We start from the raw sequence: 14,463 nt of genomic DNA, 5'->3' as shown, positions 1-14,463 counted from the left end.
GCTCGTGACGAGCGGGGCCGCAGCCGTGACTGCCGGGTCGAGCCTTACTTGGCGGCGACCACGTTCAGCTTGAGGGTGGCAGCGACCTCGGGGTGCAGGCGCACCTCGACCTCGTGCTCACCGAGCGAACGGATCGGCTGCTTGACCTGGATGGTGCGACGGTCGACGTTGCCAGCACCGGCGTCCTTGACCGCGTCGGCGATTTCGGCGGTGGTGACTGCACCGAACAGGCGGCCGGACTGACCGGAGCGTGCCTGCAGGTTGACCTTCGCGTTCTCCAGCGAGCCCTTGAGCGCCTTGGCGTCGTCGAGCGACTTCACAGCGCGGACCTCGCGGGCCTTGGTGATCGACTCGACCTGCTTCTGGCCGCCCTTGGTCCACGGGGTGGCCAGGCTGCGGGGAAGCAGGTAGTTGCGGGCGTAGCCGTCCTTGACGTCGACGACGTCACCGGCGGAACCGAGGCCGTGGACCTCGTGGGTCAGGATGATCTTCATGTCTGTGTCCTTTCCTACGCCGGGGCTCAGCGAGCCGACGACGAGTACGGCAACAGGGCCATCTCGCGCGCGTTCTTGACGGCGTTGGCGATCAGGCGCTGTTCCTGCACGGACACACCGGTCACGCGGCGGGCGCGGATCTTGCCGCGGTCGCTGATGAACTTGCGCAGCGTTGCGACGTCCTTGTAGTCGATCTTCTCGACCTTCGCCGCCTTCAGCGGGTTGGCCTTCTTCTTGGGCTTACGCACAACGGGCTTGGCCATCGTGGTGCTCTCCTTCTACTTCAGGGAGCCCGAGCGAACTCGGGATGGTGATGTTGATGAGTGGTGCGGGGTTCTCGCCCGCACCGGTTGAGTCAGGACTCGATCAGCGGTGGATCAGAATGGCGGTTCGTCGTAGCCGGGGCCGGCGTTCCATCCGCCGCCCTGCTGGCCACCACCGGAGTTGCCCCCGGAATTTCCCCCGGAGTTGCCCCCGCCGTAGTTGTTCGAACCACCGGTGGCCCACGGGTCCTCCTGCGGCGCACCGCCGCCGAAGTTGCCGCCCTGGCCGGAGCCGCCCTGCTGTCCGCCACCGAAGTTGCCGCCGCCACCGCGCTGGGTCTTGTTGACCTTTGCGGTTGCGTAGCGCAGCGAGGGGCCGACTTCGTCGACGTCCATCTCGACCACGGTGCGCTTCTCGCCTTCCTTGGTCTCGAACGAACGCGACTTCAGGCGACCCGACACGATCACCCGCGAGCCGCGGTTGAGCGACTCGGCGACGTTCTCGGCGGCATCACGCCACACCGAGCAGCGCATGAACAGCGTTTCGCCGTCCTTCCACTCGTTGGTCTGACGGTCGAACTGCCGCGGCGTGGACGCCACGGTGAAGTTCGCGACAGCGGCTCCGGACGGCGTGAACCGCAGTTCCGGATCCTGAGTGAGGTTGCCGATGATGGTGATGACGGTGTCGCCGGCGGCCATGGTGTTGTCCTAACTCGTGACGAAGAGGAATCAGGCGTCGGCGCGCAGCAGCTTGGTGCGCAGGATGGACTCGTTGAGACCCAGCTGGCGGTCAAGCTCCTTGGCGGTTGCCGACTCCGCGGTCATGTTGACCACGGCGTAGATACCCTCGGACTTCTTCTTGATGTCGTAAGCCAGGCGACGGCGGCCCCACAGGTCGATGTTGTCGACGGTGCCACCATCCTTGGTCACGACTGCGAGCATCTTGTCCAGCGAGGGCTGGACCGTGCGCTCGTCAAGCTCGGGGTCGAGGATGATCATGAGTTCGTACTGACGCATGCGTAAACCCACCTCCTTCGGTCTTGAGCGGTCACGTCGATCTGACGTGACAGGAGGTTTACTGCGTGTCCTGCGTCCCGGTAGCGGCGCCGACGGCGTCGTTCGAGGTGAGCAGAACGTCGGTCAGTCTAGAGGCGCTCGCTGACAATCAGCGAATCGCGGCCGTCGCCTGTGGGGAAGCCGGTCCCTTCGTCCGCGGCTGTGGACGACTGCCGTGTCGTCCATTCCTCGTGCCGCGCGGCACCGTCCGGGTCATGGAAGTCCTGAAGTTCCTCGGCCGTCTCCCAACTGATCCAAGTGATCGCGCCCCAGGCGATCAACCGGATGAGAGCGAACACCAGGTACAGGGCTGCCGGGACGCCCTTGTCGACGTCGGAACGTGAGGCGATGTAGAGCATCGTCAACACGAAGTACGCGACCTCGACCCCGGCCCACAGCAAGTGTTCACGCCAACGGACGGCGGTGAGCGCGAGCAAGGGAAGGATCCACAGCGCCTGCTGCACCGGGAAGGTCTTGCCGGTGGCCATCACGATGACCAGCATCGTGAGCGCAAGGGGAGGCAGTGGCGTCAGGTGCCTGGGACGACGCACCAGGTACACGCCCACCAGCAGCGCCAGCACCCAGCCGGCGACCGCCAGCCAGGTCGCGGTGGACGCGGCGACCGGAACCTTCAGCAGGGTCAGCACGAACCACGGTGAGCCGTAGCCGGGTGCTGCCGCGTTCCAGGTGCGGTACACAGTGAAGGGATCGCCACCGGCGAGATGAGCGACCCCGAAACAGACGACGACCACGGCCGTACCTGCGGCGAGCAGACGGGTCAGGTCGGCCGTGCGCCGGTCGCGCAGAGCGACCAGCACAATGGCCGCCACGATGATCAACGGATACGTGCGCGCCATGACCGCCGCCCCGAGCAGCACACCGGCGGCCAGCGAATTGTCCCGGAGCCAGAGGACCAGGCCGATGGTCGCGAGCGCGACACCGAACGCGTCGAAGGAGACGAGCGAGGAGGTGATCAGCACCGGGCTGAGCGCCAGGTGAGCGGCGAGCCAGGGGGTGTCACGCAGGGCGCCGGCCAGCGCGATCACTGCGCCCGCCACCGACAACGCGATCACGACTGCCCCGAACGCGAAGTAGTACTGCTGGACCGCGAGCGTCGAGCCGTCCGGCGTGATCTGTCGGATCACCCAGTGCAGGACAGCGGTCAGCACCGGCTGGTTGTCCCCCGCCGACCCCTTGGCCCACGGCCCACCTTCGGTGGTGAGCCCGACGGCCAGGTCGGAGTAACAGGTCCGCCACAAGGAGTCGGGCGCTCCCCAACCGTTGCTGATGCAATACGTCTTGCTCAACGCGCCGAGCGCGACCATCACAGACGCGAGCGCACTGAGCACTGTCACCGAGTAGGAGATGCCCCGTCGCCCGACTGCGGCGTAGCGCCCGACGGGTCCGCCGATCACCTGACTGCTCCAACCGGCGACCCCCTCCCCGCGGCTGGGGACGGTGAGGCGCAGGTCGTCGTTCGCGGGCCCGGTCACGCTGCGCAGGATACGACGGTCACGACGGACGAAGCGATCAGGGAGCCGGGACCGATGCCGGTGCGGACGCCGGGGCGGCCGGTGCGGTGGGTTGGGCGGCGGGTGCGGTCGGCTGCGGCACCGTCGTGGTGGCCGGCGGACGCGCAGTGCTGGTCGGGACCGGCGGCTGCGTCGTGCTCGGCGGTGCGGACGTCGTCGTCGGTGCCGTGGTGGTGGACGTGCTGCTCGACGTCGTGGTCGAGGGCGGCGTCGAGGTCGGGCTCGAGGTCGGGCTCGAGGTCGACGACGACGTGGTCGTCGTGGTCGTCGTGGTTGTCGCGGGCGGCGCCGGCCTCGATGACGTCGCCGTCGGGCGACGGGTCGTCGCGGGCGGCGGCACGTACTTGGTGGCAGGCTGCTTGCCCTTCACGTTGCCGGGCTCCGGCAGCTTGGCAACCGGTTGCCCCTTCAGTGCCACGTTCATGTATTCGGCCCAGATCGTCGCCGGCACGGCACCACCGTAGAACTCGGCTCCGGCGGCTTCTCGCAAGGAATCGGTACCGTCACCGGCGTACATACCGACCGACGTGGTGAGCTGGTTCGGGGTGAAGCCGGAGTACCAGGCGGCCTTGAACTCGTCGGTCGTGCCGGTCTTACCTCCCGAGGGACGCGTGAATCCGGCACCCTGCAGCGACGGGTAACCGGTGCCTCCTGCCTCGTTGACGCCGGCCATCGCGTTGACGACGTCAGCGGCGACGTCCTTGTCGATGGTCTGTTCGGTCTTCGGCTCGGCCGCGTAGGAGTAGTCACCGGTGACGCTGGCGACCTTGCTGATGAAGTACGGGGTCGCACGCTTCCCCTCGCTGCTGATCGTGCTGTAGGCGCGAGCCATGTCGATGACGCGCGTCGAGGCGGTACCGAGGACGTTCGTGGTGTCGTCGGCCAGACCGGGGCTGGTCTGCGGAATGCCGGCCTTGATCGCCGCGGCACGGGTCTTGGCCGGACCCATCTCCATGTTGAGGCGAAGGAATGCCGTGTTGACCGACTTCTTCATCATGAACGACAGATCGACCGAACCGTAGGACACACCGAGGTTGTTCTGCAGCGGCTTGTCGAGACCGGGCAGCTTGACCGGACTGTTGCCGTCGAAGCGGCTGTTCAGGCTGTAGCCGTTCTCCAATGCACCGACCAGGCCGAAGGCCTTATAGCTCGATCCTCCCTGCGGAGCGGCTTGGGTCGCGGAGTTGTAGTTGTTCTTGCGGTAGTCCTTGCCGCCGTACATCGCGACCACGGAGCCGTCCGGCTTCTGCGAGACCAGTCCGGCACGCAGCGGGATCGACGAGACCGCGGGGACGTTGTCCTCGACGGCCCGGACGGCAGCGTCCTGCGCGTTCTTGTCGATCGTCGTCGTGATCCGCAGACCACCGCGGTCGATGTCCTCGTCGCTGAGCTTCAGCGTGCTCTTCAACTCGTTGCGCACCGAGGCGGTGATGTAGCCGGTCGGCCCGCTGCCGTACGTCGGCGCCTTGCGCGGCTGCACCGCCGGGAAGCGGATCTGGTCCTTGGCCTGCTGAGTCATCCAGCCCATGTCCACCATGCCGTTGAGGACGTAGTCCATGCGTCCACGGACGGCGGTCTTCGCGCGCTCGCCGTTGGCCGGGTCGTAGATGCCCGGGGCGTTGATCACCGACGCGAGGAATGCACCTTCGGCCGGGGTCAGCTTGGAGACGTCCTTGTCGAAGTAGACCTTCGAGGCCGACTGGATGCCGTAGGAGTTACGCCCGAAGAAGATGTTGTTCAGGTAGTTCTTGAGGATCTCGTCCTTGGTGTACTTGCGGTCGATCTTGATCGAGATCATGACCTCTTTCAGCTTGCGGCTGACGGTCCTGTCCTGGGTCAGGAAGTAGTTCTTGACGTACTGCTGAGTGATCGTCGAACCACCCTGCTGCTGACCGCCGCGCAGGTTCGTCCAGAACGCACGCACGATGCCGGTCGCACTGACCCCGTTGTTGGTGTAGAACTTGCGGTCCTCGGCGGCCAGGAACGCCCGCTGGACGTGCAGCGGCACCTTGGCGAGTTCGACGTCCTCGCGGTTGACCGAGCTGAACCGGTCGAGCTCGGTCTTCCCGTCGTTGTAGTAGACGATCGAGACCTGCTTGGCGGCGTCGGCGTTCGGTTGCGGGATTTCGGTGCGCATGTAGACGAACACGAGGGCGGCGAAGCCGAGCAGGCCGAGGATGACGAAACCGAGCATCGTGCGCAGCGCAACCTTGAGCCACAGCGGCTGGTTCCTGCGTCCGGAGCGCCTTCCCTCGCCACGTCGACCGCCGACGGCACGGCGACTGCTGCGCTGTGCGGGGCGGGATTCCTGCGAGTCATCGGTGTCTGCCACCGAAAGAGCGTAACGCCAGATTCGGACAACCCCGGTCCGTGCGTTATCAGGTGACTCGGACGCGAGTGTTCGCGGGTGACCGGCGACACGCCGATGTATCGACTCGATACATCGCATGAGCTATCGTCGTGCAGACAAAGTAGTTCCATGTCAGCTCTCACGAACATTGCGCGTGTTTGTTTCTCGAAAGGTGGTCCCATGTCTCGCCGTGGCGCCACCCTCGAGTTGGCTGTCCTCGGGCTGCTGCACGAACAGCCGATGCACGGGTACGAACTGCGAAAGCGCCTGGGCGGAATCCTCGGAGCCTTCCGGGTGGTGTCGTTCGGATCCCTGTATCCGTGCCTGAAGTCACTGGTGTCCCGCGGATGGATCACCGAGCACACCGATTCGGCGGCCTCCAAGCGTGCCCGGATCAGCTACGAACTCACCGCCGAGGGCAAGGAGCAGTTCCAGACACTCATGGAACAAGCCGGCCCGGCGACGTGGGAGGACGACAGTTTCGATGTCCACTTCGCCTTCTTCGGTCGAGCCGACCGCGAGGTGCGACTGCGCATCCTCGAGGGCCGGCGCACCCGGCTCGAGGAGCGACTCGACACCGCACGCGAGCAGGCCAGGATCCGGCGCGAACGCAGCGACCGCTACACCGCCGAGCTGCACCGACATGGTCTGGAGTCGACCGAGCGCGAGGTGCGCTGGCTGACCGAACTGATCGAAACCGAGCGCAATTCATCACCCGACCCCTCCGGGTCACCGCACAAGCCCTGACAACAAGGAGATTCACTCATGGGTTCCATTCGCGTCGCCATCGTCGGCGTCGGTAACTGCGCCAGCTCGTTGGTGCAGGGTGTCGAGTACTACAAGGACGCGGACGCCACCGCGACCGTCCCCGGTCTGATGCACGTCAAGTTCGGCGAATACCACGTCAACGACGTGGAGTTCGTCGCTGCGTTCGACGTCGACGACAAGAAGGTCGGCAAGGACCTCGCCGAGGCGATCAACTCCTCGGAGAACAACACGATCAAGATCTGTGACGTTCCGACCTCCGGCGTCGAGGTGCAGCGCGGCCACACCCTCGACGGCCTGGGCAAGTACTACCGCCTGACCATCGACGAGTCCGCCGCCGAGCCGGTCGACGTGGTCAAGGCGCTCAAGGACGCCGAGGTCGATGTCCTCGTGTCTTACCTGCCGGTGGGTTCGGAAGAGGCCGACAAGTTCTACGCCCAGTGCGCGATCGACGCCGGCGTCGCCTTCGTCAACGCGCTCCCGGTCTTCATCGCCTCCGATCCGGAGTGGGCGGCGAAGTTCGAGGCTGCAGGCGTGCCGATCATCGGCGACGACATCAAGAGCCAGGTCGGCGCGACCATCACCCACCGCGTGATGGCCAAGCTGTTCGAGGACCGCGGCGTCGCGCTCGACCGCACCTACCAACTCAATGTCGGCGGCAACATGGACTTCAAGAACATGCTCGAGCGCGAGCGCCTTGAGTCCAAGAAGGTCTCCAAGACCCAGGCCGTCACCTCCAACCTGCACGGGTCCCTCGCCGGCGTCGGTGCCGACGACCGCAACGTGCACATCGGGCCCTCGGACTACGTCGCCTGGCTGGACGACCGCAAGTGGGCGTACGTGCGCCTGGAGGGTCGCGCCTTCGGTGACGTGCCGCTGAACCTGGAGTACAAGCTCGAGGTCTGGGACTCCCCCAACTCGGCCGGCATCATCATCGACGCCATCCGTGCGGCGAAGATCGCCAAGGACCGCGGCATCGGCGGCGCTCTGTTGTCGGCGTCGTCGTACCTGATGAAGAGCCCGCCCGAGCAGCGCGAGGACACCGAGGGCCGCACCAAGCTCGAGGCATTCATCAAGGGCACAGAAGAACGCTGACGAAGGAAGCGTGCTTCGTGGGTGCCCGCAGGTTGAGTAAGCCCTGCGGCTGAGGGACGAAGCCGCAACGGGCGCATCGAAACCCGGGCACAGAAGAACGCTGACGAAGCAAGCGTGCTTCGTGGGTGCCCGCAGGTTGAGTAAGTCCTGCGGCTGAGGGACGAAGCCGCAACGGGCGCATCGAAACCCGGGCACAGAAGAACGCTGACGAAGCAAGCGTGCTTCGTGGGTGCCCGCAGGTTGAGTAAGTCCTGCGGCTGACACCCAGCACATGAGGAAGGCCCCGGCGTGATGCCGGGGCCTTCTCATGCGTGCTCACAACTGCAGTTCGGACGTCTTCTGCTGGGCGAACTTCTGGCTGACGAAGGCGTGGCTGGCCAGGATCTGCTCGGCTCCGAGTTCCTCGGCCCGCTCCATCACCGCGTGGACGCCGTCGGACAACAGGTCGAGTTGCTCGTTGAGAAGGTCCTGACCGGTGCGTCCGTCGCGCAGCGGGCTGGTGTCGGCCCGAGCGGGCGACAACGCGAGGTAGGCCCCGATCGCCTCGACCGCGAAGTCGTGCTGGATCTGCTCGACCTCGAAGCGCAGCTTGTCGCCGGCCGAGCCGCGCTCGTCGATGTAGGCGAGCGCCTCGAAACATTGCAGGTTGAGCGCCTTGGCGCGTTTGGCACTGTCGGACGGCAACCGCGGGTGCTGCGAGAGCACGGTGAGGTTCTGCGGCTGCGGCCTCGGCTGGGCGCCCATGTGGGAGAACGCCTGCGGCACCGGCTGCGTGACCGGCCAGGCCAGCGGTGGGGGCCAGCTGTTGGCGACGGCCTTGCCCTTCGGCTTGGTGGATTTCGAGCCGTTCATCAGCGAGATCGCCGTCGCGACCACGAGCGGGATGAAGACCCACCCCGCCCCGAAGACACCGAAGGCGGCGGCCGTTGCCAGCACCCGCAGACCGTGGTTGCTGTGCTTCTTCAGGATGTTGCCGCCGGCGAACGCGAAGCAGGCCGCGAGTGTGATTCCTGCCGCCGGGTGCACCACCCAGCCCGCGCCGAGGACGGTCAGCATCAGCATCAGTACGGCGAGGATGATCGCGCGCCGGTTGCCGTCGGGGCCCTTCTGCCAGACCACGCCCGCGTACATCACGAGCAGCAGACCGGCGATCGGGTGGACGATCCACATGACAGCTCCCTTCGAAGCGGGCTCACCTGTCGTTTCAGAGTACGTCGCGTGGACGGGGTTGGACAGGTGCCGACAACTACTGTCGGGTCAACGCCCGGACGGCCTGTCGGGTTTCCCCGAACCTCGGCAGGGCCTCGGTGAAGGCGTTGAGGTCCTTGGTAGTGCTGACGAGCGCCCCGGCAGCACCGAACACCGACGGGTCGAAACTGTTCAGCGGGTAGGTCTGTTGCCGGCGAACGCGGTACCGACCAGGAACGGACCCTTCGTGCCGGCGGTCGTCGGGTAGCTGGTCTGATTCATCCCGGCCGGCTTGAACACACGGCGCTCGAGCAGTTGCGGGAGCTTCTGCGGCTCCGGCTGATCTGGCGACATTGACGTTCTCGGATCGGCCGCGCCGGCGGACCCGGCGGCATAGGCTCACCACAGTCATCTGGTCACCTGTTTGGTCACATCCGGAACGAGGAACACCGTGCGCACCGACACCTTCCTGCTCGACACCGCCGATGAGACGCCGGTCTTCGTCCACTGCTGGTCGCCGGAGGGCACTCCGCGCGCCGCCGTCCAGCTCGCGCACGGGATGGCCGAGCACGGCGCCCGTTACGAGCGGTTCGCCCAGGCACTGACCGACGCCGGGTATGTGGTCTACGCCGGTGACCACCGCGGCCACGGCAAGACGGTCCGCGACCCGAACGACGTCGGTTACTTCAAGGACGAGGGAGGTTTCGACGCCGTCGTCGACGACATGTCCGTGCTCACCCAGCGGATCAAGGCCGACCACCCGGGCCTGCCGGTGTTCCTGTTCGGCCACTCGATGGGATCGTTCCTCTCGCGGATGTACGTCACGAAGTACGGATCCGAACTCGCCGGCCTGGTGCTCTCGGGCACCGGTGGATCGGCCGGCCCGCTCGGCAAGGTGGGCCGCGGAATCGCCGGCGCACAGGCGAAGGTGAAGGGTCGCCGGCACCCATCCGGCCTGATGAACAAACTCACCTTCGGCCAGTACAACGCCGCCTTCAAACCGGCACGCACCGACTTCGACTGGCTCTCGCGCGACGAGGCCGAGGTCGACAGGTACATCGCCGATCCCAAGTGCGGCGAGCTGTTCACGGTCGGGTTCTACGCCGACCTGCTGCACGGACTGGAGCGGGTCAACGACGACAAGGTCGTTTCGGCGACCCCGGACGATCTGCCGATCCTGCTGGTGTCCGGCAGCAATGATCCGGTCGGCGGCAAGGAGGCCAAGGGCGTGCGCGAGGTGGCGGCACAGTTGCGCACGACGGGCGTCCGCGAGGTCACGACGACGATCTATCCCGAGGCTCGTCACGAACTGCTCAATGAGACAAACCGCGACGAGGTGACCGCCGACCTGCTCGCCTGGTTCGACGCACATCTTCCCCAGCAGGGGACCAGCGCATGATGGACGCGACCACGCTGCGCAGCAACACGGTGTCGGACGTCGTCCGCCGAAGTGCCGCGCGATTCGGCGACCGGGAGGCCGTGCGCTTCGGCGACCGCACCTGGAGCTACCGCGAGTTGGACGACGCGGTCACCCGGGTCGCGCACCACCTGGCCGGTCTTGGACTCGAACCGAAAGCGCGCATCGCAACCCTCGGCAAGAACTCCGACGCCTACCTGATCGCGTTCCTGGCCTGCGCACGCGCCGGGTTCATCCATGTGCCGCTTAACTACAACCTGCTCGGCCGCGAGCTCGACCACCTGATCAACAACAGCGCAAGCACGCTCGTCCTGGTCGATCCCGCGTTCGCCGCCCGCCTCGACGACATCGAGCACCAGCCGTCCGCCGTCATTACGCTCCGCGACGCCGGCGACTCCATTCTCGCTGTGGCACAGGGTGATTCAACACCCGACTTCGAGGAGCGCGGCCGGGACACCGACACCGTTCAGTTGCTCTACACCTCCGGCACGACATCGGCTCCGAAGGGCGCGATCATGTCGCACCGGGCGCTGGTCAGCGAGTACGTGTCGTGCATCCACGCGCTCGACCTGCACCCGGACGACAACCCGTTGCACGTGATGCCGCTGTACCACTCGGCGCAGATGCACGTGTTCGTACTGCCGGGGCTGATGATCGGTCAGACGAACACGATCCTCGAAGTGCCCGAAGCAGCGGACGTCCTGAACCGGCTGGCGAACGACGGTCACCGTTCGTTCTTCGCAGCACCGACACTGTGGGTGGGCATGGCGAATCACCCTGATTTCGAACGACTTTCGTTCGGCGGGCTGACCAAGGCCTACTACGGGGCGTCGATCATGCCGGTGCCGGTGCTGCAGAAGTGGCAGGCGAAGGCGCCGACGGTCGGTTTCTACAACTGCTTCGGTCAGAGCGAGGTCGCACCACTGACGACGGTGCTGCGACCGGAGGAGCACGAGGCGCGTCCGGACAGCGCGGGCAAGCCGGTTCTGTTCGTCGAGGCACGGGTCGTCGACGCGTCCGGCGACGACGTCCCGACCGGCGAATCCGGTGAGATCGTCTACCGCTCACCGCAGTTGTGCGACGGCTACTGGAACAATTTCAAGGCCACCGAAGAAGCGTTCGCCGATGGCTGGTTCCACTCCGGCGACTTGGTGCGCCAGGACGAGGAAGGCTACATCTTCGTCGTCGACCGCATCAAGGACGTCATCAACACCGGTGGTGTGCTCGTCGCGTCCCGCGAGGTCGAGGACGCTCTTTACACCCACCCCGGCGTCGCCGAGGTCGCGGTCGTCGGGGTGCCCGACGAGAAGTGGGTGGAGAAGATCGTGGCGTTCGTCGTACGCCGGCCCGAAGCGTCCGACCTGGACGTCGAGACGCTCACCGAGCACGCGCGCACGCAGGTGGCGTCCTTCAAGGTGCCCAAGCAGATCGAGTTCATCGACGATCTGCCGCGCAACGCATCCGGCAAGATCCTCAAGCGCGAACTTCGCGGCTGACGAACGAGCCCGCCCCACCGCGACGGGGGTTCGCGGTGGGGCGGGGGCTTGGTTTGCGGTCAGGCCGCGGGCGGATCAGGCCTGACGAATCGCGGAAATCTCGAACTCCAGGGTGACCTTGTCGGAGACCAGGACGCCGCCGGTCTCGAGGGCTGCGTTCCAGGTCAGACCGTACTCCGCGCGGTTGACGACGGTCTTGCCCTCGAAGCCGACACGCTGGTTGCCGAACGGGTCGGTGGCCCCACCCTCGTACTCGAACTCGATGGTGATCGACTTGGTGAGGTCCTTGATGGTCAGGTCGCCGGTGACGACGAGGTCATCGCCCTTGGCCTGGACGTCGGTGCTCTTGAAGGTGATCGTCGGGTACTTCTCGACGTCGAAGAAGTCGGCGCTCTTCAGGTGCCCGTCACGGTCGGCGTTGCGGGTGTCGACCGACGCGGTGTCGATCGTGACGTCGATGGACGCATCCTGCAGGTTCTCACCGGTGACGGCCTTGCCGTCGACCTCGTTGAACGAGCCGCGGACCTTGGTGACCATCGCGTGGCGGACCACGAAGCCGATGCGGGTGTGCGACGGGTCGATAACGTAGGTGCCGTTCAGCGTGTCGATACCGGACATATGTAGTGCTCCTTGTTGAATGCGGTGCGGCCGAGCCGACGCCGCAGCTGTTGTTGACGTGTCACCAACTATAGGGTGCTATTCTTGACATGTCAACTATGCCGAGGGGAGCCCGGAAATGAGCGGGAACGAGACACCCGAGCCGCGTTGGCTCGACGACCGACAGCAGCAGGTCTGGCGCCAATGGCTGCTCGCACATCGCGAGTTGAACGCGCTGATCGCGCGGCAGTTGCAGGCCGACGGCGGACTCTCACTCCCCGACTTCGAGGTGTTGGTCGCACTGAGCGAGGCACCTGACCGCCGGTTGCGCGCCACCGTGCTGGCCGACGGGATGTTCTGGGAGCGCAGCCGACTGTCGCATCAGGTCAAGCGGATGGAAGCACGCGGACTGGTCAGCCGTATCGACTGTGAGCAGGACCGCCGCGGTGCCTGGATCGGGATCACGGCCGAGGGTCAGGCCGCGCTCAAGAAGGTCGCACCCGGCCACGTCGAGACGGTGCGCCGTCACCTGTTCGATCGCCTGGATGAATCATCGCTGGAGGCCCTGGGCCGCGCGACCAGCACGGTCCTGGACGGCATCGACGGGCCGGAGGTCACCTACCCGAACACGAAGGTTTCCTGATCCGAGAAGGTTTTCTCCTTCTCGGAAGGTGATCGAACCTTCTCAGCGGTAGAGAACCTTCTCCGTCCGACCGGCGACCGTCCCTCTGGTTTGACAGGATCGACCCATGCTCAAGGGCCACCTCTTCCTGCTGCACGCCGACCTGGCCGATGTCGCGTACGACGCGATCGTCCTTCCCACTGACTCCACCTTCTCGGTGCGTGAGGAATGGAAGAAGCTCGGCGTCGACACCAGCAAGCCCGCACGCTTCGACGAACAGCACTTCGGCGGGACCGGTCGCACCTGGTGGGTCGACGTCACCGACGGCGGACGCTCGGACGCTGACGCGCTCGTCGCGCACCTCGCCGCTTGTCTGGACGATGTCGCCGCGACACTGAACACCCGCCTGGCGCGGGTCGCCGTCCCGGTGCTCGGTGTCGGCGGTGGCGGGCTCGACGACGAATCCGGCTCTGTCCAGGGCCGATTGCTCGACGTACTGGTGAAAGCCGCCGAGCATCACGTGCTCGACATCCTGCTCACGACCATCGACGAGCGTCGTTTCCAGGCACTTCAGGACGCCCGACTCGGAGATCCGACGCGATGGTTCCCGGGGTTCGCACAGTCCGGGCGTCCGGACGAGCCCGCGCTCTCCCTGGCGCAGACCCTCGGCACCCGCGCCCGCAAGGGTGAACTGTCGCTCTTCCTCGGCGCAGGCGTGAGCGTCGGTGCCGGACTTCCGGCTTGGCGAACCCTCGTTGCCCGGATCGTGGCGGCCGCGAAGCTGCCGGACACGATCACGCCCCAGTCGTTCGGCGAACTGTCGCTGCTGGATCAGGCCGAGTTGCTGCAGCGGCGCGACCCGAAGTTCGCCTCGGCGGTCGTCGATCAGGTCAAGACGGTCAAGCGTCCCGGGCTGTCGCATCTGCTGCTCGCCGCGCTACGGGTTCAGCAGTCGGCCACCACCAACTACGACGATCTCTACGAACGTGCGGTGAGTTCCGCCGACCACCGCATACGCCTGGCGGTGCTGCCGTACGAACGGCGCACCGACGGACGGCCCTGGCTGCTGAAGATGCACGGCGATGTGCAGCATCCGGACGACATCGTGCTCACCCGCTCACAGTTCGCGGCGTACGACGCACGGCACCGCCCGGCCGGTGCACTGTTCCAGTCGATGTTGTTGACCTCGCACCTACTGGTCATCGGAGCATCGCTGACCGACGACAACGTCCTGCGACTGGTGCACCAGGTGCGCGACTACCTGCGGCCGACAGCCGGCCCCGCGAACTTCGGCACCGTACTGAGTCTTCATCCCGACCCGGCGCGGGCGGCGCTCTGGCAGGACGAACTCGACTGGATCAGCGTCGACCGGGAGGGTGACGACCCCGGACGCGTGCTCGAGATCTTCCTGGACGCCGTCGCCATGCATGCCTGGTCGGCATCGACCAGCGTCCTGGACGAACGCTTCGATAATCAGCTGACCATCGACGAGCGCGACCTTGCGCAACGAGTGCGCGAGATTGCCGGCGAGGTCGAGAGACAGACCGGCCACGCCTGGCAGGGACTCAAAGGCGCCCTGCGACTCTGA

15 protein-coding genes are annotated in these 14,463 nt (G+C 66.1%); 6 read left to right on the top strand and 9 right to left on the bottom strand.

The annotated features are described in order from the left end of the window. Window positions 1-44: 44 nt before the first annotated feature. The 6 genes from rplI to ACYU8W_RS03835 all read right to left on the bottom strand — a co-directional run bounded on the left by rplI (window position 45) and on the right by ACYU8W_RS03835 (window position 5,677). Entirely contained in the window at window positions 45-494 is a 450-nt protein-coding gene (rplI, locus tag ACYU8W_RS03860; protein WP_129626473.1) for a 50S ribosomal protein L9, read from the bottom strand. A 26-nt stretch (window positions 495-520) separates the two neighbouring features. Beyond that, a complete protein-coding gene (gene rpsR, locus ACYU8W_RS03855) occupies window positions 521-757 on the bottom strand; it encodes a 30S ribosomal protein S18 (protein WP_115921520.1) in 237 nt (78 codons plus the stop codon). A gap of 114 nt (window positions 758-871) precedes the next feature. Further along, the gene (locus ACYU8W_RS03850; protein WP_499466794.1) at window positions 872-1,456 is read right to left on the bottom strand and encodes a single-stranded DNA-binding protein; all 585 of its coding nucleotides are present in this window, start codon (window positions 1,454-1,456) and stop codon (window positions 872-874) included. Window positions 1,457-1,486: 30 nt separating this feature from the next. Then, window positions 1,487-1,774, bottom strand: a complete 288-nt coding sequence (rpsF, locus tag ACYU8W_RS03845; protein WP_129626477.1) for a 30S ribosomal protein S6 — start codon at window positions 1,772-1,774, stop codon at window positions 1,487-1,489. 128 nt (window positions 1,775-1,902) lie between these two features. Beyond that, window positions 1,903-3,306 (bottom strand): hypothetical protein, encoded by a 1,404-nt coding sequence (locus ACYU8W_RS03840; RefSeq protein ID WP_499466791.1) that lies wholly within the window; start codon window positions 3,304-3,306, stop codon window positions 1,903-1,905. 37 nt (window positions 3,307-3,343) lie between these two features. Then, complete coding sequence (locus tag ACYU8W_RS03835) at window positions 3,344-5,677, bottom strand: transglycosylase domain-containing protein (RefSeq protein WP_499466789.1); 2,334 nt, start codon at window positions 5,675-5,677, stop codon at window positions 3,344-3,346. A 198-nt stretch (window positions 5,678-5,875) separates the two neighbouring features. Between ACYU8W_RS03835 and ACYU8W_RS03830 the strand changes: the two genes are divergently transcribed. Next, window positions 5,876-6,442 carry a PadR family transcriptional regulator gene (locus ACYU8W_RS03830; protein WP_499466787.1) on the top strand — a complete coding sequence of 189 codons (567 nt, stop codon included), beginning with the start codon at window positions 5,876-5,878 and terminating at the stop codon, window positions 6,440-6,442. A gap of 18 nt (window positions 6,443-6,460) precedes the next feature. Beyond that, window positions 6,461-7,555 (top strand): inositol-3-phosphate synthase, encoded by a 1,095-nt coding sequence (locus ACYU8W_RS03825; RefSeq protein WP_141927186.1) that lies wholly within the window; start codon window positions 6,461-6,463, stop codon window positions 7,553-7,555. Between the two features lie 315 nt (window positions 7,556-7,870). Here the strand turns inward: ACYU8W_RS03825 and ACYU8W_RS03820 are convergent, their stop codons facing one another. Both ACYU8W_RS03820 and ACYU8W_RS03815 read right to left on the bottom strand, forming a co-directional pair. Beyond that, window positions 7,871-8,725 carry a hypothetical protein gene (locus ACYU8W_RS03820; RefSeq protein WP_499466785.1) on the bottom strand — a complete coding sequence of 285 codons (855 nt, stop codon included), beginning with the start codon at window positions 8,723-8,725 and terminating at the stop codon, window positions 7,871-7,873. Between the two features lie 210 nt (window positions 8,726-8,935). After that, window positions 8,936-9,097 (bottom strand): hypothetical protein, encoded by a 162-nt coding sequence (locus ACYU8W_RS03815; protein ID WP_499466783.1) that lies wholly within the window; start codon window positions 9,095-9,097, stop codon window positions 8,936-8,938. A gap of 97 nt (window positions 9,098-9,194) precedes the next feature. Between ACYU8W_RS03815 and ACYU8W_RS03810 the strand changes: the two genes are divergently transcribed. Further along, window positions 9,195-10,142, top strand: a complete 948-nt coding sequence (locus ACYU8W_RS03810; protein WP_499466782.1) for an alpha/beta hydrolase — start codon at window positions 9,195-9,197, stop codon at window positions 10,140-10,142. Further along, a complete protein-coding gene (locus ACYU8W_RS03805) occupies window positions 10,139-11,656 on the top strand; it encodes a fatty acyl-CoA synthetase (protein ID WP_499466780.1) in 1,518 nt (505 codons plus the stop codon). The genes ACYU8W_RS03810 and ACYU8W_RS03805 overlap by 4 nt, the downstream gene beginning before the upstream one ends. 75 nt (window positions 11,657-11,731) lie before the next feature. Here the strand turns inward: ACYU8W_RS03805 and ACYU8W_RS03800 are convergent, their stop codons facing one another. Continuing rightward, window positions 11,732-12,274 (bottom strand): YceI family protein, encoded by a 543-nt coding sequence (locus ACYU8W_RS03800; protein WP_129626493.1) that lies wholly within the window; start codon window positions 12,272-12,274, stop codon window positions 11,732-11,734. Between the two features lie 118 nt (window positions 12,275-12,392). Between ACYU8W_RS03800 and ACYU8W_RS03795 the strand changes: the two genes are divergently transcribed. Together ACYU8W_RS03795 and ACYU8W_RS03790 are read left to right on the top strand one after the other, a co-directional pair. Next, the gene (locus tag ACYU8W_RS03795) at window positions 12,393-12,896 is read left to right on the top strand and encodes a MarR family winged helix-turn-helix transcriptional regulator (RefSeq protein ID WP_499466778.1); all 504 of its coding nucleotides are present in this window, start codon (window positions 12,393-12,395) and stop codon (window positions 12,894-12,896) included. Window positions 12,897-13,002: 106 nt separating this feature from the next. Next, window positions 13,003-14,463, top strand: a complete 1,461-nt coding sequence (locus tag ACYU8W_RS03790) for an SIR2 family protein (protein WP_499466776.1) — start codon at window positions 13,003-13,005, stop codon at window positions 14,461-14,463.

This window comes from Yimella radicis, from assembly GCF_054778255.1.
This window is presented reverse-complemented; position numbering and strand designations above follow the sequence as displayed.

Coding starts and splice junctions, on each gene's coding strand:
- rplI (WP_129626473.1), bottom strand. CDS start 494: ATGAAGATCATCCTGACCCACGAGGTCCACGGCCTCGGTTCCGCCGGT.
- rpsR (WP_115921520.1), bottom strand. CDS start 757: ATGGCCAAGCCCGTTGTGCGTAAGCCCAAGAAGAAGGCCAACCCGCTG.
- ACYU8W_RS03850 (WP_499466794.1), bottom strand. CDS start 1,456: ATGGCCGCCGGCGACACCGTCATCACCATCATCGGCAACCTCACTCAG.
- rpsF (WP_129626477.1), bottom strand. CDS start 1,774: ATGCGTCAGTACGAACTCATGATCATCCTCGACCCCGAGCTTGACGAG.
- ACYU8W_RS03830 (WP_499466787.1), top strand. CDS start 5,876: ATGTCTCGCCGTGGCGCCACCCTCGAGTTGGCTGTCCTCGGGCTGCTG.
- ACYU8W_RS03825 (WP_141927186.1), top strand. CDS start 6,461: ATGGGTTCCATTCGCGTCGCCATCGTCGGCGTCGGTAACTGCGCCAGC.
- ACYU8W_RS03820 (WP_499466785.1), bottom strand. CDS start 8,725: ATGTGGATCGTCCACCCGATCGCCGGTCTGCTGCTCGTGATGTACGCG.
- ACYU8W_RS03815 (WP_499466783.1), bottom strand. CDS start 9,097: ATGTCGCCAGATCAGCCGGAGCCGCAGAAGCTCCCGCAACTGCTCGAG.
- ACYU8W_RS03805 (WP_499466780.1), top strand. CDS start 10,139: ATGATGGACGCGACCACGCTGCGCAGCAACACGGTGTCGGACGTCGTC.
- ACYU8W_RS03800 (WP_129626493.1), bottom strand. CDS start 12,274: ATGTCCGGTATCGACACGCTGAACGGCACCTACGTTATCGACCCGTCG.
- ACYU8W_RS03795 (WP_499466778.1), top strand. CDS start 12,393: ATGAGCGGGAACGAGACACCCGAGCCGCGTTGGCTCGACGACCGACAG.
- ACYU8W_RS03790 (WP_499466776.1), top strand. CDS start 13,003: ATGCTCAAGGGCCACCTCTTCCTGCTGCACGCCGACCTGGCCGATGTC.